This window comes from Poritiphilus flavus (assembly GCF_009901585.1).
Lineage (GTDB): Bacteria > Bacteroidota > Bacteroidia > Flavobacteriales > Flavobacteriaceae > Poritiphilus > Poritiphilus flavus.
The window spans coordinates 121,674-138,400 of sequence record NZ_WXYO01000001.1; the positions used below are offsets into that span (position 1 = coordinate 121,674).

Here is a 16,727-nt window from a genome sequence, read left to right on the forward strand (position 1 = left end):
TATGAAAGACTATCTAAGTACAGATCAAAGCTTATGGACAGGCAGGGTTTCCGGAAAAGACCTATACCTGCACGAAACTGTCCGCTTTGTAGATCTGCGGGATAAGGATGCTTACCAGACTGTTGGCCAAACTGATTTCGCACTCCTTGGATATGCCTGCGACGAAGGTGTAAGGCGTAATGGAGGAAGGACCGGTGCCGTTGAAGGACCGGATCATATCAGGCGGCAACTGGCAAAGCTTCCAAATCAGCTTGCCGAAGGTTATGCCTTATTTGATGGTGGTACGATTAGCTGTACTGATGGAAATATGGAGCGAGCCCAGAATCAATTGGCTGATACCGTATCCGGCATACTCGGTCAGGGCGCTATTCCCGTGCTGATCGGGGGAGGGCACGATATAGCATATGGCCATTACCACGGGATCCGCCAGAGGACATCACCAAAGCAAAACATCGGGATACTGAATTTCGACGCGCATTTTGACCTTCGGCCTAATGAACAGGGAAACAACTCAGGGACCCCCTTTTACCAATTGGCCCGGGAAGCACAGAAAGAAGGCCTACCCTTTCATTATATGTGTTTAGGGATCCGAAAAGACGCCAATGACAGGGCCTTATATGAAAATGCCCGGGAATTCGGTGTGAGTTACCTGGAAGCAGAGCAGTTCCAGCCAAGACATTTTGAAAGCGTCAGACGGCAACTGAAAAGCTTTATGGACAAAGTGGACAAGCTTTACGTAACCATCGATCTGGACGGTTTTTCCTCCGCCTATGCCCCGGGCGTAAGTGCGGCATCCCCCATGGGCTTCAGCCCGCAACTCGTTCTGGATTGTCTTCGTGAGATCGTAAACTCAGGCAAGCTCATTAGCCTGGACATAGCAGAATTGAATCCGGCCTTTGATCGGGATGATCAAACAGCAAAACTCGCGGCGAGCCTCATTCATTACGCAATAACTGCCATCAGTTACTCCAACCAGGAGCTGTAGTACTTCCCGTCATCAATATCCAGAGCGGCCTGCGTAAGCTGCAAAGGTTTAAAGGTGTCTATCATAACGGCTAGTTCCTCGGTTTTACTCTTCCCTATACTGGCCTCGTAGGTGCCCGGATGCGGTCCGTGAGGTATACCTGCCGGATGCAGGGAAATATAACCCTGATCTATGTTCTTACGGCTCATAAAATCCCCATCAACGTAATAGAGCACCTCATCGGAATCAATATTGGAATGGTTGTAGGGAGCTGGGATAGCCTCCGGATGATAATCATATAATCGCGGGCAGAAGGAACATACTACAAAGGCCCCGGTCTCAAATGTTTGATGCACCGGTGGCGGCTGATGCACCCGTCCGGTAATAGGTTCAAAATCGTGAATGGAAAAGGCATAGGGATAGTTGTATCCATCCCATCCTACCACATCAAATGGGTGTGTGGCATATACCAGCTGGTGCAATTGCCCCTGTTTCTTGACCTTCATCAGAAATTCTCCCTTTTCATCATGAGTTTGCAGGTTCTCAGGAAGCCTGAAGTCCCGCTCGCAGAATGGAGAATGCTCCAGGTGCTGCCCAAACCAATTGCGGTATCGCTTTGGTGTATAAATGGGGTGATAGGATTCCGTAACCAATAGCCTGTTATCCTCAGAATCAAAACTTATCTGGTAGATCATACCCCTGGGGATCAGTATATAATCGCCGTACCCAAAAGGTATCTCCCCCAACATGGTTTTCAGGGTTCCGGAACCTTTGTGTACGAATAGCAATTCATCAGCATCCGCGTTCTTGTAGAAGTAGTCAGTTAGCGATTGTCTCGGAGCTGCCAGCCCGACGTGTACATCGCTATTAAAAAGTACCGTCTTCCTGCTGTCCAGAAAATCATCTTCCGGACTAATTTCAAACCCCTTGAGCAGCCTGGATGTTATATTATAGGGTACCGCAGCTTTAGGTGCAATATCTATAGGGTCCTGTACACTCTTCACCTGTGTTGGCCGGTGCAAGTGATACATCAGGCTGGACATCCCGTCAAAACCAATTGTTCCGAATAATTGCTCGTAGTGTAAACTCCCGTCTGCTTTCTTAAAAACCGTATGTCTCTTATGAGGTATTTTGCCCAGTTTATGGTATAAAGGCATAGCTTTTTATTTTTTAAAAATCCTCAATAAAATTACGATAAAATGCAGTTTTACTAAAGCATTGTCAATAAAATATGCTTGTTTTAATAGAAATGTAAAATTTGGTCCAGGCAAAAAAAAAGCCTTCCAAATTGGAAAGCCTTTCATTGGTTGCCACTCACTTTACTTAGAGTGCCATACCACTGTCTTATCCTGATCGATCAGGTATAAGACACAACACAACGCTGCAAATATAGCAAAGCTTTTTAACTTAGAGCGAAATCCCGGTTTCTTTTAGTTTTTAGGCCGGAATGGGCGCACTATAAGTCTGGCAGCCTTGTCGTAGTTGATATAGTTATATACCCAGTTAAAAAATACGATTACCCTGTTCCTGAAACCTACCAGAGACATTAAGTGCACGAACATCCATACAAACCAGGCCAGGAAACCGCCAAAGCTGAACCTGGGAAGGTCCACAACGGCTCTATTCCGACCGATGGTAGCCATATTGCCTTTATTGTAATAGGAAAAGGGTTCCATATCTTGCCCTTTAAACAGTCTTTTTAGGTTGCGTGCAAGGTGCTCCCCCTGCTGTATCGCAGGTTGTGCCATTTGAGGGTGACCTTCGGGATAGGGATCCGTTGGCATAAAGGCTACGTCCCCAATGGCAAAGACTCCCGGATATCCTTCTACCCTGTTCATCCGGTCTACCTTGAACCGGTTAAGCTTAGCCTGTAGAGCTTCCGTACTGAAGCCATCTATTGCAGCGCCTGTAACTCCGGCGGTCCAAATAAAGTTTTTGGTACGCATAGATTCCCCTGTGTTCGTTCTGAGGCACTCTCCATCGTAACTGGCTACCAGGGTATTCAGATGCAGATGAACTCCAAATTCTTCCAGAAACCGCCTGGCCTTTTTAGAAGCCAGGGCCGACATGGGTGGTAAAACCCTGTCCGAACCTTCAAAAAGATGTATCTGCATCTCTTCAATATTCAAATGGCGGTAATCCTTTGGGAAAACGTTCTTTTTGAGTTCAGCAAAGGCCCCTGCCAACTCCACTCCTGTTGGTCCGGCACCCACAATACAAAAATTAAGCAGCGCCATACGCTCCTCGGGATCGTCACAGTCATCAGCTTTTTCAAAGTTTTGCAGCATATAACTCCTTATATTGAGTGACTGAGGTACATTTTTCATTGGCATGGCGTTAGACTGTATCTCTGTATTCCCAAAAAAGTTAGTTCGTGTACCGGTAGCCAGCACCAGATAATCGTAGCTTAGGTCCCCAATACTGGTGATCACTTTTTTGGCTTCAGGATCTATGCGGTCTACCACCGCCCATCTGAAATGGAAATTCTTTAGCCTTTTAAGTATTTTCCGAATTGGATAAGCTATGGAATCAGGTTCAAGCCCTCCTGTAGATACCTGATATAACAAGGGTTGAAACGTATGATAATTATGCTTGTCTATCATGACGATCTGAGCGTCCAGATCCTTTAGCTTTTTGGCCAGGGAAATCCCTGCAAAACCCCCACCAATAATGACGATTCGCTTCTTTTCAGTTTTCGGAAGATTCATGAAAATTGTTTGTACAAAAATACAAAATCAACCACTTTTTATAGCTGGATTTAAGGAAACAATAACGGAAAAAAGCTGTTCTTGCTGTGCTGTTTTTGTGACTGCTAAAAGGCCATAGCGCTGTTCAGGAACGACCAATAATTCTCTTCCATATTACCTTGAGATTTTAGTGAAGTCAATAGTTGGGATTGATCTTTGAACAGTGCCAATACCGTCTTATTTATATTGTTTTTGGAATCGGCAGAACTTTCAAGAGCGCTTAACAATTCGTTTTCCCCTGATGAATTCTGAAGTTTCCGAAGTGCTAACAGGCCAAATAAATGCCTTATTTGCTGATGATGGGAATTCTTTAGCGTATGATCAGCCACACCTTCAAAGAAAGAACGGGCTTCCGACTGTTGACCCAGTTTTTCATGGCATACTCCCAGCAGATAATCCTGCTCCCTGGTATCCACATCATATGGCTTACCCACTCCGAGGTTTTCCGGCCATTCCTTGGAAGCGGTCAATATCTCAGCCGCTTTTTGAAACTTTTTCTGATTCATTAGTTCCGACGCCAAAAAAAGGTGGGCGCGATTGAATATTCTTTTACTTTCAGAAGCGTGTTCAAAAGGAAGAATATTGATCTTCCGGAGGATTGCAATACACAATTCGTACTTTCCAACCATAAGAGCAGCTTTGGCATGGCTTAACTCAATATTATAGTTTCCCGAGAATTTACGTGCCGCCTTGCTGCTTAAACCAAATGCCTCAGAATACCGGCCAGCATCCAGATTATAGAGAATATACTCCTCCCAGCCTTTCCAGTCCGCATTGTTCAGTTTAAGTGCGGATTCGTAATCTGCAATGCCTTCCTCAAGCGCTTCTGTGCCGAAAAGCCTCGCCCTAAAACGATAAAAAGTCGGATTATCAGGAGTGTTACCCACAGCTTTCATCAGCCTTTTTCCCTCTTCTTCCTGACCGAGGGCCAAGGTATTCTGGGCCAGATACCACTTCAGCTTCCAGTGCTCATCTTGTTCTGTAGCCCATTTTAAGACTTGTAGAGTTTCCGGCCTGTAGGGAAAAACAAAATCTGATGAACTGTCTACCACCTCCTTCAGAAGTTTCACACTCGATTTTGAATCGCTTTCCTTTAGCAAATATGCTTTCCAAAGTCGTATTTTGCTATCATCAGGATGAATTTCCAGAGCGCTCAAAGCTTCTTCTGTAAGACCCAAGCTGTAATACTTAATGGCTAATTCCAAAACCGATTCCTGTGGAAATTCATTCTGTATATTCATTGCCTCAAGAGCCGGGGCGCTAATACTTCCGGCCTTGAGAACTTTCTCAAATTTGGCAAAGTTATTCAGCGGATCAATCTCCAGCAGTTTAGCATTAGCCTTTTCGTATGCTTTGGTATCTCCTTTCTCACGGTAAATCAGCTCAAGCAATTCCAGTGCCCGACTGTTGTAAGCATTAAAATTCAGGGCCTGCTCGCTGTAGGATCCCGCAGCTTTCCGGTCCTTCATCATGTAATAGATCTCAGCCATTTGCGCATAGGCGGCAGAACGGAATTGCATGGACCTTGCCGCCCATCCCAGGGATTCCAGGGCGTTTACCTGATCTTTTAGTTCTCTATAGGTAATGCCCGCCAAATAGTTGGCTTCGGCGTCATAAGTGTCTAGCTCCAGGGCCTTGTTTGCGTAATGAATTGCCTTTGCGGGATCTCCTTTGCGATAGGCCAACTCTGCCAGTTTAGACCAAGCTCTGATATTTGAGGGATCCTGTGATACGATTTCAGCAAAGCTTTCGTAGGCCTTTTTGAATTCGCGGTATTTCATGGCCTCCCAGCCAACGTGAAATACACCGTGTAAGGGAGACTTACTAATATCCGCTTCGGTCTCAAACGGTCTTTTTAATGCAGTTCTCTCTGCCTTGTTCGTGTAGTAGAGTTTCTTCTCCCCTATAATGATCTCCAGGGTATCTTCTTTCTGCCCTGGCAGGGAGGTTGTGAAAACCCCCATGGGATCCAGGTCTAAAGACTCTGAAAACATGTGTTTACCGTTGTGTAATACCTGCATCTTGTCACTTAATGGCTGAAGCGCGTTCAGGCCAATAAAAAACTCTCCATCTTCCCATTCTACATTGATCACACCATAGCGGTTGGCAGCTTCCATTCCGCCAATTTCCTTGATGGGAAACCATATCTCTTCCCAGCGATCCATGACCAGGGGTTCAAAGTTTGCCTGGGAAACGGGGTTCTCTGCTCCTGGAAAATACTGATTGAAAAGACGTCCGGCCTGAAATTCTATGTATTGTCCGTCCGTGTCCGTCAACAGATCCTCCCAAATGCCTCCGGAACGGGAAAGCGCCCAAAGCCAGAGTTTTTGTCCCGGCATTTGCTCATAGGGAGCCCAGTGGCCAAAACCAAAATCCTTATCGTGATAATATCCACCAAAAAAATCCTGGTAATCCCCTACGATATGATAAGACTTGGAAGGGCCAAAATTATTATTCCTGTAGAAGGCCAGGTTCCTGTTCTTATCGTCCACAGGCCATGCATGAGGGTCTCCGCCATGCTCCAGGTATTGATCCCCGGGAATGAAAAATTCCAGGTCTTGCCGTGCCTCGGCAGCAGCCGTCATCCAATTGTAATAAGATTGATTCAGCGAAGTGGGATTATTCCAGGAAGCGTTGGTCTCAAAATAGGCTTTGTCCTTTTCCAACCTGATCTCTACCCTCCATAGTGTCCTGGAAGGCAGGTCCATATTGCCTACAATGCAGCTAACACTGCCATCCTCGTTGTTCTTGAGCACATAGTCTACCGGGGTAGCGGTAGCAGGGGTATGACCAATTATTCCAAAATTGAACTCAATACCTCCTGAGGTCCAGGGACCGCGCATGGCAATATTTCTAAATTTAACTACCTCGTTCTTGTATAGAAATTCCTCTCCGGTAGACTTTTCAATCGCACCCCAAACCTTACCTCCGATCTCTGGAAGAACAAAGACCTTTATGTATTCATTTTCCAGGGTAACCACTTTCCAATCCTGTTTCCTTGATTCGTGGCCGTATACTTCAAACTTAAAGTAGGGATAGATCTTAGGATTATCCACCAATATGGGTACGGGATTCGGATCTTTAAACGCGTAGGTGTCCAGACTCATAACTTCTTCACGGATACTGACAGACTGCGTATAGCCTAAATTCACCAGCAGAAATGCTGTGATTAAAAAATACAGGCTTGAATTCAAATTCATAATGTTTTCTCGTTTAAGGATTGAAGCGATATACTTGGGTGGCCCGGTTATTCATCGCAAAAATGAAGATCGTGGTTCCGTCACCGAGCGAAACCCTGGCTATGTCCCTTACTTCCCCATTAATTCCCAAACCGCTTTTTGCCGCATCCACCGGTTTAAAATTGTTATTTCCGTCGCCGAGAAGTATCAAACCCTTGTTTGCATCGTACCGTCCATATTTTACCCTGGTTCCGAAGAAGTTCCCGGCCAGCAGCAGGTCGGCATTTCCGTCACTGTTGAAGTCTTCAGAGACTATGCCGTAGACCGGGGAGAACTGCGCACTTCCGGGTAGGGAATTTAAGCTGAACTGCCCGTTTCCGAGGTTTTCAAGTACGCTTGTGGCGAAGTTCTTCGCGTAGTAGCGTTCGGCATCCTTTAATTCTTCCTCTGAAAAAATATCAGTGATCTTCTGATCAGCGTAATCAGCATAATTGGTGTATCTTGTTTTGAGTCCGTTCAACTGCCCGACAAGATCGTCTTTGGAAAAAACCGGATAGCTCTCTCCCATAATGTAAGAACACATAATAGGGTCCAGGGAACCGTTAGCATCAAAGTCTTTGACATAAAGACTTACGGGCTCTTCTGTATTGGCCTTTAATTGAGAGTTGTGGCCAAAATTACCTAGAACATAGTCCAGGTCTCCATCCCCATCCAGGTCCGCTTCGGTTATGGTGTTCCACCATCCTTCCGAATTCTCCATGCCGGCCTGGTCTGAGATTTCGGACAATGCTGAACCCGTATTCCTGAAGAGACGTACTTTCATCCACTCCCCAACAACCAAAAGATCAACCAACTGGTCTCCGTCAAAATCTGTCCACAAGGCATCTGTGACCATTCCGGCGGTCTGTAGTCCCGCATTCCAATCGCTCGTGTTGTCCGTAAACTTTCCTTTACCATTGTTCAGCAAAACAAAACTTTTTGGCGAAGTGGGGTATTTGCCTGGTACCAGCCGAGCCCCGACAAAGAGATCCTGGTCTCCATCCTTATCAATATCTCCCGCGCTTACACAAGATCCGCTCTCGCGCATTTCGGGCAAGGCCCCCTGACTTTTAACAAAAACTCCGCGGCCATTATTCAAATACAAGCGATCCTGCAGAGCCTCATCTTCTTCTGTAAAATCACTTCCGCCACTAACCACATAGAGATCGGGGTCCTGATCACCGTCTGCGTCAAAAAACAGTGCTTCAACGTCTTCCGAGAGCGCATCACTTTCAAATAATGCAAGGTTTGACGGCTGGAAATTTCCGGAGGGCAACTGGATCAGCAATGCTCCGGGACTTCCTTTGGCTCCTCCAATATAGAGGTCATCCAGGCCATCCGCATTAATATCGGCAGTAGCCATTCCAGGTCCCTGTGTTGACAGTTTATGCGGAAGCAGTTGCTCTCTTTTGAAATCCACAAAGCTGTTTTCCTTATGTAAAAAAACGAGGCTGCTATCAGCGGAAATATCTGTAAAATAAGTTGCTATGTTAGTAGGAGTTAGCGTTTGTTTTTCAGCAGCATCAGCCTGATTGATTACCAGGGTCTGGTTGGCTGCAACCGCAGTCAGTATCTGTTTTCTGGAATCCGGCCATAGGATACTAAGTGTGTCTACAGTAGACTGATTCCCCAGTCCGAATACAAGATTAAAATCTACCGAGGATTGGTAACCCCTGCTTGGCATTAACTCCTGAACTATGCGGGAACCATTGCCCAGGCTAAGGGTAACTCTTGCGCCTACGCCAAAGGTGTTTTGTCCGTCTCCTTTAAGGACAAGTTTTAAAAAGTTGTTGCCTCCTATTTTTTCGGCATTGTTTCTGTAGACGAAGGGCTCCTGATCTATATTGTTCACTACAAGGTCCAGGTCTCCATCATTATCGAGATCCCCATAGGCCGCGCCATTAGACAGGGATTTCTGGTCCAAACCCCAAAGGGAGTTTACCTTTTCAAAACGAAGATCACCCTGGTTGTGGTAGGTATAGTTCTCTTCAACGGTGGAGGGCATTTTTTCCAGCAATTGCATGATTGCGGTACGTTGACCTGTTCTGTCCTCGTTTAGCTTTTCCTGAACAGCGTAATTGATAAAATCCATGTTGGTGTAATCCCTTTTGTAGCCGTTGCTAACAAAGAGATCCTTGTATCCGTCATTGTCCAGATCTGCCAGTAGTGAGGCCCAACTCCAGTCAGAATTCGAGATACCCGCAAACTGTCCTACCTCCGAAAAAGAGGTGCCCTGATTGTTTAGTTGAAGCATATTCCGCATGGTCTGGTTGTAAAAGCCGGAATTGACCAGCCTCTGATATTTATCGTAATTGTCCGGGCCTGAAACCATTTTTTGGCGGTAGTTACCTTCTGGCAGCATATCCAGGGTAAGAATATCGGTATAACCGTCATTGTTCACATCGGCGATATCCGAACCCATGGAGAAGAGGGAGATATGCCCGATATATTGTTCCAGGCTTTCGGTAAAGGTCCCGTCCTGGTTGTTGATATAAAGGTAGTCCTGTTCGTTATAGTCATTAGATACGTAGAGATCCGGCCAACTGTCGTTATTAACGTCGGAAATGGCAATACCCAATCCAAAACCCAGTACATTGCTGATCAGTCCGGCGCTGTCACTTACATCGGTGAATTTTCCGTTGTTGTTCTGATATAGTTTATCTGAATAGGCCTTGTTTTTTCGGTTCTTAAGAGAGGCAGTGATCTGTCCGAAGCCAGCGTATTCCTGGGTGGAATGGTTTAGAACATAGAGGTCAAGATCACCGTCTTTGTCATAATCAAAAAAAGCGCCCTGGGTAGAATACCCGGCATCGTTCACCCCGTATTCCGCGCCTTTCTCGGTAAAGGTGAGATCCCCATTGTTAATAAAGAGCAGGTTCCTCCGTTTATCCGAAGCCTGGGCGGCTGATCTACAGATGTAGATATCCAAATAACCATCTGCATTAACATCTGCCATGGTAGTACCTGTATTCCAAAGTCCTTCTGCAAATACCCCGGCTTTTTCAGCTATCTCCTCAAATTTCCAATCGCCCTGGTTGATATAGAGCCTGCTACCCACCATATTACCGGTGAAGTAGATGTCCGCAAGGCCATCGTTATTCAGATCCCCTATGGCTACTCCTCCTCCATTATAGAGATAACCGTACTCCAGTACATTAAACTGTTCTGTTTCGCGTAATATATTCTTGAAGCGGATACCGGTCTTAGACGGTTTTAAAAGCGTAAACTGTGTTGAAGCTTCCGGTTCGGCACAGGAGAAATTCAAGAGAATTAAAAGACATAGAATGGTAACAACAGGCTTCATCAAAATTACGGCTATACGGGCGCCTGCTAAAGATATTCCAGCCTTTTGACTTAATCAAACAGGCGCCCGAAATCTTAGATACAAAAAATACCAATAACAACTATTGGTATTTTTCGGAAATCAAAATTAACTAAACAATCTATTTTTTATCCCACCACAATCGGGTAGTTCCATTGTCCGGACCTCCTAAAAGGTTGCTTACAGCATCCTCCACTGCGGATCCATTAGTAGAATATTCACTACTGACATAAGGCATTCTTCTTGGGATTTCGTCAACAGCTATGTTAGGATTGATGGTATTCAACCTGTCATACAAAACAGGATATCCCGTTCTTCTCCTTTCAGCATAGGCCTCTTCACTATCCGGATAAAGCGCTATCCACTTCTGGGTAATGATTTGCTCCAGTTGTCTTTCAAGAGTACCTCCGGCATCGAAAGCTACAGGAACAGTTGAAACCGCCGCTGTAGTACCATCAAGCGCAGCAGGCACATTGGGGCTGGTAACATAATCATTCCCTGAAAGATCGGTCCCGGGATATCCCAGTTCTTCGTGAGAAGCTGCAATTCCTTGTTCATACAATTCCTGTGCACTTCCGCCCATAGCCCATCCTTCTATCGCGCCTTCTGCTCTTAGTAAGAACACCTCTGATGCCCTTAACACAGGCCAATTCAGCCCAGGGACATCCGCGGTAGTATAAGTAGCCGCCATATTGGATGCAATATTGTTAAAAGGGGTACCTTGCTTGTCAGCGGTAGTCTGCCCGTTTCGCATACCTTCGAAATTAAAGGTAACGCCAGCAGGGTCGTCTGTAGCATCGGGTTCTGCTGCTTCAGCAAAAAAGCTGGCAACTCTTGGGTCCTGATATCCTTTAAGAACGCTTTCCATATCGGCACTCATACGAAACTCACCCCATTGAGTGATGGTATTGTAATGGTTACGGAATTCGTTGTTTGTTGGAATGAACGCGTTATCACTGTTTGCGAGCATAACACCATCAGCTACCGCTTTTTCCGCCTCTGTCTGAGATCTGGATGGGTCCGCGTATTTGACCCGAAGTGCCAGACGTAAACGTAAGGAGCTGGCAAATCTTTGCCATGAATCCACATCACCTCCGTAAATGATATCATTACTTCCCAGGAATGATGTTCCTCCTGCATTTGCCTTTAAAACAGCTACAGCCTCATCCAGTGTAGTAAAGAAATCCGCATAAATAGCCTCCTGGGAATCGTAAGGAACAACAGATTCCAAATTACCAAAGTTAGAATAAGGTATCGGGCCCCACAGATCGGTCATCCTGTGATAAGCATATACTCTCCAAACTTTCATCATGGCGTTTTCCAACTCGAATCCCAGATCAGCGGCTCCGTCTTCAGCAAACTTAATATTAGGTGCTGCCTGTCCGTAAAACCAAAGATATGCTCCATTAAGCCATCGTCCTACAAGCTCAAACTGGTCACTGCCAAAGAAAGCGGCAGTTGTGGCGAAATAGTTCGCATAAATGTCCGGAAATAAAGAATGTCCGAGCTGAAAAGCTCCTCTTCCATCCCGCCTTGAATCTCCCGCACCCTGATTCCACGGCATATAATGAGGTGTGTATAAAGCACTTCTCACGAATAGCGGGTATTCTGCGGCCGTGACCGCTGCCTCAGTGAAGTTTTTCGGGTCAGTATTGATTTCAGTAAAATCGTCTGTACAAGTGCTTAGGGCAGCCAGAAAGAATGCTCCTAATACTAATCTTGTCAATAAACTCTTCATCATTTTTTTCTTTTAAAGTTACAATTTTTTAGAATCCAAAATTTAACGATATCCCAAGAGACCTGGTAGTCGGAGGAGCAAAAGCCTCACGTCCTTCTGCCGAGTTATCAAGCGAAGTAACTGCCTCGGGGTCTACATTTTCGGCCTTATTTGACAGAAAGAAAAGATTTCGGCCAACAATTGACACGTTAGCAGACTTTAAAAAGGTTTTATCCAGCAAACTAGTTGGAACTGTATATCCTATAACAAGTTCTCTCAATCTGATGTTCGAGGCATCTCTTACAAATGCTTCACCTACCGGGGTATTTCTACCTCCAACAACATTCCAAAGCGATTCTGCCGTGGTAGCTGTAGTATTCGGAGCACCGGTTTCGTCAACCGCTGTTTCCCCCGCAAAAATGTTATCACCGAATACCAGGCCACCTTCGCGTCCCTGAGTGGTGTAATCAAGTAAGCCATCGGCTGCTAAAATAGCTTCGGAGAAAGAGGCAATGGTTCCACCCTGACGGATATCGATCAATGCACTTAAGTTGAAGTTTTTATATCTGAAGGAGTTTCTGATACCCCCGAGCCAATCCGGGTTAAAGTTGGCAATTTGCACTTCGAGTCCGGGTGTAACCATGGGATTACCATTGGCATCCACAATTACCCTACCCTGATCATCTCGCATAAAGCCTCGAGAATACACATCTCCAAATTCACCGCCTTTAACCAGTCTATACTCCCGAATAAAGTCTGTACCGATGATGATCTCATCTACCTGACCATCCAGGACCTCCAGTACTTCACTTTGGTTAGACGCAAAGTTGACATCGATATTCCAGGAGAAATCCGGAGTGCTGATCGGAGTACCTCCAAGTACAATTTCTACACCGCGGTTTTGAACATCTCCACCATTTTGAAATCTAGCTGTGATTCCCGAACCTGAAGGAGTAGGTGTTTGAAAGATCTGATCAAACGTACTGGTAGTATACCAGGTAAAATCAAATCGCAGGCGATCATTTAAAAACCTTGTATCCAAACCAACCTCAAACGAGCGCGTGGTCTCAGGTCTTAAATTGGGTTCAGGTTGTATGGAATTCAAATTCAAAGAACCAGCCAGGATATCCGCTCTACGGGATAGACTAAATGGGCCGGTATCATTACCCACTTCGGCCCAGGAACTTCTCAATTTCATATAATTCATAAAATCCGGCAACTCTACGAGGTCGCTGATGACCGCCGTAAGACCAACAGAAGGATAAAAATAAGATCTGTTATCCTCTGGAAGTGTAGAACTCCAGTCATTCCTTGCCGTTAAATTGAGAAATATAGCGTCCTTATAGGAGAACTCACCAAAGGCATAAACGGATTGTACTTCGAATTTATCAAATGCCTCGGTGGCCGTCGGGTCGGAGGTATTACTTAAGGCAAAGAAATTCTCAATGGTAAAGTTGCTACCAGTACCTGTTAATTCAGAGAATTCAAAAACCCTTTGGTTAGCACCGGCGCTAACGTCAATTTTAAAATCATCAGTTATCTGTTTGTTGTAATTGATCAGCACGTCTGTGTTCCAGTCGTATACGGTATTGTCGTTCTTCCTATACTGACCAAATTGAGCTACGGTATAGGTATCATTATACCACAGTTGTTCTTCGGTCCTATTTGTTCTGTCAATGGCAGATCTACCTAATATAGAAAGGTCATCCGTAATCTGGTATTTAAGGGAGAAAAGCCCAAGAAGTCTTTCATCCAATCTTGGATTCAGGACGTTGTTGATTGTCCAATACGGATTACCCCCACCATTAAATCGTGGAAGAAAATAGTGTTGCCTTAACTTTCCTTCGTCATTAATAAACTGAAAATGTTCAATATCACTGCTTCTGATATTTCTGGGTAGAATATAAAGGTACCTCAACGGGTTATCGAAGCCTTCACCTGTGGCCAGCACATTGGAAAAGTCATCCCGAATATAATTGATCTTAGCATCTATCTGAAGCCTGTCCGTAATGTCTGAGACTATTCTGGCGTTCAAGCTGTGGCGGTTCAGATCATTGTTGGGAATGATCCCACCGGCATTTGTAAAAGTGTAACCAATATACGCACTGGTGTCTTCTTTATTAATATTTACACCAAGACTGGTTGCGAGCTGATGCCCGGTACGGAAAAAGTCTTCAACATTGTCTTCCTGAGGAGAAAAAGCATAAGTTCCTCCAAAATCGGCAAAATTCGGATCGATAGACCAGTGATCCACCTGGCTGCCATCCAGCCTTGGACCCCATGAGGTTGTCGCTGTCGGGGAATAAGATCCTGCTGAACCCTGACCATACTCGTTTTGATAATTCAACAAAAATATCGCGTCGTCAAAAGTCGTTGTAAATCCAACATTCGCAGAGACTCCAGGTTCTCCACGTCTTCCGGTTTTAGTTGTAACGATAATCGCTCCGTTGTTCGCCCGGCTACCGTACAATGCCGCCGCGTTCGCACCTCTTAGAACGGAAATGTTCTCAATATCATCCGGGCTTATATTTGAGATATCCCCATTCAAGAGAATTCCATCCACTACATATAACGGCTGACTACTACCTGCAATAGACCTGTTACCTCTTAAGAGCACTTTGTTACCTGATCCAACACCTGTAGATCCTGTTGTCACCGATAGACCCGCGACTTTACCACTAAGTGCACTTAATACGTTGACGGCTCTGGCTTGTGTCAACTCCTCGGTACTAACTCCTTGAGTCGCATAGGTAAGGGCTTTTCTTTGCCGTTCAATACCTAAAGCCGTTACCACAACCTCGTCCAGTTGACTTGCATCCTCACGCATCTGAATATCAACAGTATTTGATGTTCCTACAGTAGCACTTTGAGTACCCATACCGACATAGGAAAAAACCAGTACGGCTCCTTCCGAAACCTCAATGGTGAAATTCCCGTCAAAATCAGTTTGAGTCCCGTTTGTAGTACCCTGTTCCACCACACTAACACCTGGAAGGGGGGTTCCGTCTCCCGCAAAGGTAACAGTTCCTGTTACGGTCTTTGTCTGTGCCAGCAAGGGATAAGTCCCGAATACCAGCAACACAATTAATAGCAGTTTTTTACACATAGTGTCCTTGTTTAAGTTAGTAAGTCATTTTTTAGGTTGCGATTTAAACTATTTATCAGTTCTCAATCGATTGAGATATGCATATAGCCCACTTAATTTTCAGTTAAATTAGGATTTTTTTTCAATTTAACATCATTTTCCAACAAAAATGTGCTCGAGCACATTTTTATATGGAATTTATAATGTCAAAAAATCAACGATTTCAACATCAAATCAAAGGAGTCTTAAATGTTTCGCTTTTTGCTTAAACAGATTTTCTTCCATTAAATATAACAAATCTGTTGTAATAAAAAAAAGAAAGGAAAGGCCCCTAATTCAAGAGCCGAAACGCCAATCTTAAACAAAATAGAGATTAGTTCAGGTAGTATTTGAGATTTTCCGAGGTAACCACATCTATAGGGAGCAATTTCTGAGACGGAATAGGCTTTCCGAACAAAAAGTGATCGGCCAGTTGCCCGATCCCTAAATAGGCCTGGCTTCTGGGCTTCTGATGAATCAGGAAGTCGATGCCACCTTTTTTGATATGACGGATGTTCTCATCCAGCAAGTCGTAACCCACAACAATGATATCCGCCCCGATCTCCTGAAGTACTTCGACCAGCATATGCGCCTTGGAATTCGTGATGAACAGAGCGCTGAGTTCAGGATGTGCCTTGATGAATTCAATGGCCTGGGTCTCAAAATCCGTAGAAACCTCTGTACTCAGATCCTGGGTGATGATCTGTAGTTCTTTTTCGGGATGGCTGGTGAAATAACTTTTGAACCCCTTTTCCTTTTGCTGCATATGAGGTTCCAAATTGATGTGCACTATCCCTACCGTCTTGCCCGCAGGCAACATCTTATCTATCAGGCTTGCGGCTACCCGGCCACTTTGGAAAAGATCCTGCCCTATGAAATTTTCATTGTGTAAACGGTCGATGACATTGTTGAACGAAGCCAGGACTTTTCCTTCATCCTGGCACTTTTGCAATACCTTCAGAGACTCATTTTGAAAAAGTGGCGCCATTAATATTGCATCGGGATTTGTTCCCAGGGCTTCCTTAGACTTTTCGATGAAGGAAGCGGCCTCATTGGGATGGTAAAAATACGGCTCTATCATAACCCCAAAGGGAATGAACTCCTCACTGGCCTGGACGATCCCTTCCTGAGCAGGACCCCAATAGGGATCAATTTCAGGATCAGGCAGTATTACGCATATACCATAGACCTTATTGTTCTTTAGGTTTCTGGCAATAGGGTTTGGGTGGTAATCAATTTTCTTGAGAACTTCATTAACCTTCTCATAAGCCTTCTGAGAAACCTTTCCCCTATTGTGCAACACCCGGTCTACCGTTCCCTTGGAAACGCCAGCCAATTTTGCAATATCCTTTATGGTATATTTCTTTTTGCTCATTCAAGAATTTTTGGAAAGACTTTGGGCCTGCATGAAGAAAAACCCATGCCGTGCAATATAGAGAATCTCTTTTTAACAAGGAAAATCCTGTTAGGATTCTATTAACAGCAGCATATTGGATTTTTAGATAATTTAGAAATAAAAATGCGCAATCCTTCCGTATTCTGGATCAGTTTACCCACCTTGGTTTTAATATTGGTAACCGTAATGGCTACTTTGGGAGCCAGATTTCATTGGATATTTTATTTAACTGTCTTCGG

Annotated in this window: 8 protein-coding genes; 1 reads left to right on the top strand and 7 read right to left on the bottom strand. The window is 44.8% G+C overall.

The features are described 5' to 3' along the window. Position 1 precedes the first annotated feature (1 nt). The gene (gene hutG, locus GTQ38_RS00530) at positions 2 to 985 is read left to right on the top strand and encodes a formimidoylglutamase (protein ID WP_161433276.1); all 984 of its coding nucleotides are present in this window, start codon (positions 2 to 4) and stop codon (positions 983 to 985) included. Here the strand turns inward: hutG and GTQ38_RS00535 are convergent. The 7 genes from GTQ38_RS00535 to GTQ38_RS00565 form a co-directional block, all read right to left on the bottom strand. After that, a complete protein-coding gene (locus tag GTQ38_RS00535; protein ID WP_161433277.1) occupies positions 964 to 2,121 on the bottom strand; it encodes a homogentisate 1,2-dioxygenase in 1,158 nt (385 codons plus the stop codon). The genes hutG and GTQ38_RS00535 overlap by 22 nt on opposite strands. A gap of 273 nt (positions 2,122 to 2,394) precedes the next feature. Continuing rightward, positions 2,395 to 3,672, bottom strand: a complete 1,278-nt coding sequence (locus GTQ38_RS00540) for an NAD(P)/FAD-dependent oxidoreductase (RefSeq protein ID WP_161433278.1) — start codon at positions 3,670 to 3,672, stop codon at positions 2,395 to 2,397. A gap of 104 nt (positions 3,673 to 3,776) precedes the next feature. Further along, on the bottom strand, positions 3,777 to 6,911 hold the full coding sequence (locus GTQ38_RS00545; protein WP_161433279.1) for a DUF5107 domain-containing protein: 3,135 nt from the start codon (positions 6,909 to 6,911) through the stop codon (positions 3,777 to 3,779). 13 nt (positions 6,912 to 6,924) lie between these two features. Next, complete coding sequence (locus GTQ38_RS00550) at positions 6,925 to 10,233, bottom strand: VCBS repeat-containing protein (RefSeq protein ID WP_161433280.1); 3,309 nt, start codon at positions 10,231 to 10,233, stop codon at positions 6,925 to 6,927. Between the two features lie 139 nt (positions 10,234 to 10,372). After that, the gene (locus GTQ38_RS00555) at positions 10,373 to 11,992 is read right to left on the bottom strand and encodes a SusD/RagB family nutrient-binding outer membrane lipoprotein (RefSeq protein ID WP_161433281.1); all 1,620 of its coding nucleotides are present in this window, start codon (positions 11,990 to 11,992) and stop codon (positions 10,373 to 10,375) included. Between the two features lie 25 nt (positions 11,993 to 12,017). Further along, positions 12,018 to 15,074, bottom strand: a complete 3,057-nt coding sequence (locus GTQ38_RS00560; RefSeq protein ID WP_161433282.1) for a SusC/RagA family TonB-linked outer membrane protein — start codon at positions 15,072 to 15,074, stop codon at positions 12,018 to 12,020. Positions 15,075 to 15,426: 352 nt separating this feature from the next. Continuing rightward, positions 15,427 to 16,467, bottom strand: a complete 1,041-nt coding sequence (locus tag GTQ38_RS00565; protein WP_161433283.1) for a LacI family DNA-binding transcriptional regulator — start codon at positions 16,465 to 16,467, stop codon at positions 15,427 to 15,429. Between the last annotated feature and the right edge of the window lie 260 nt (positions 16,468 to 16,727).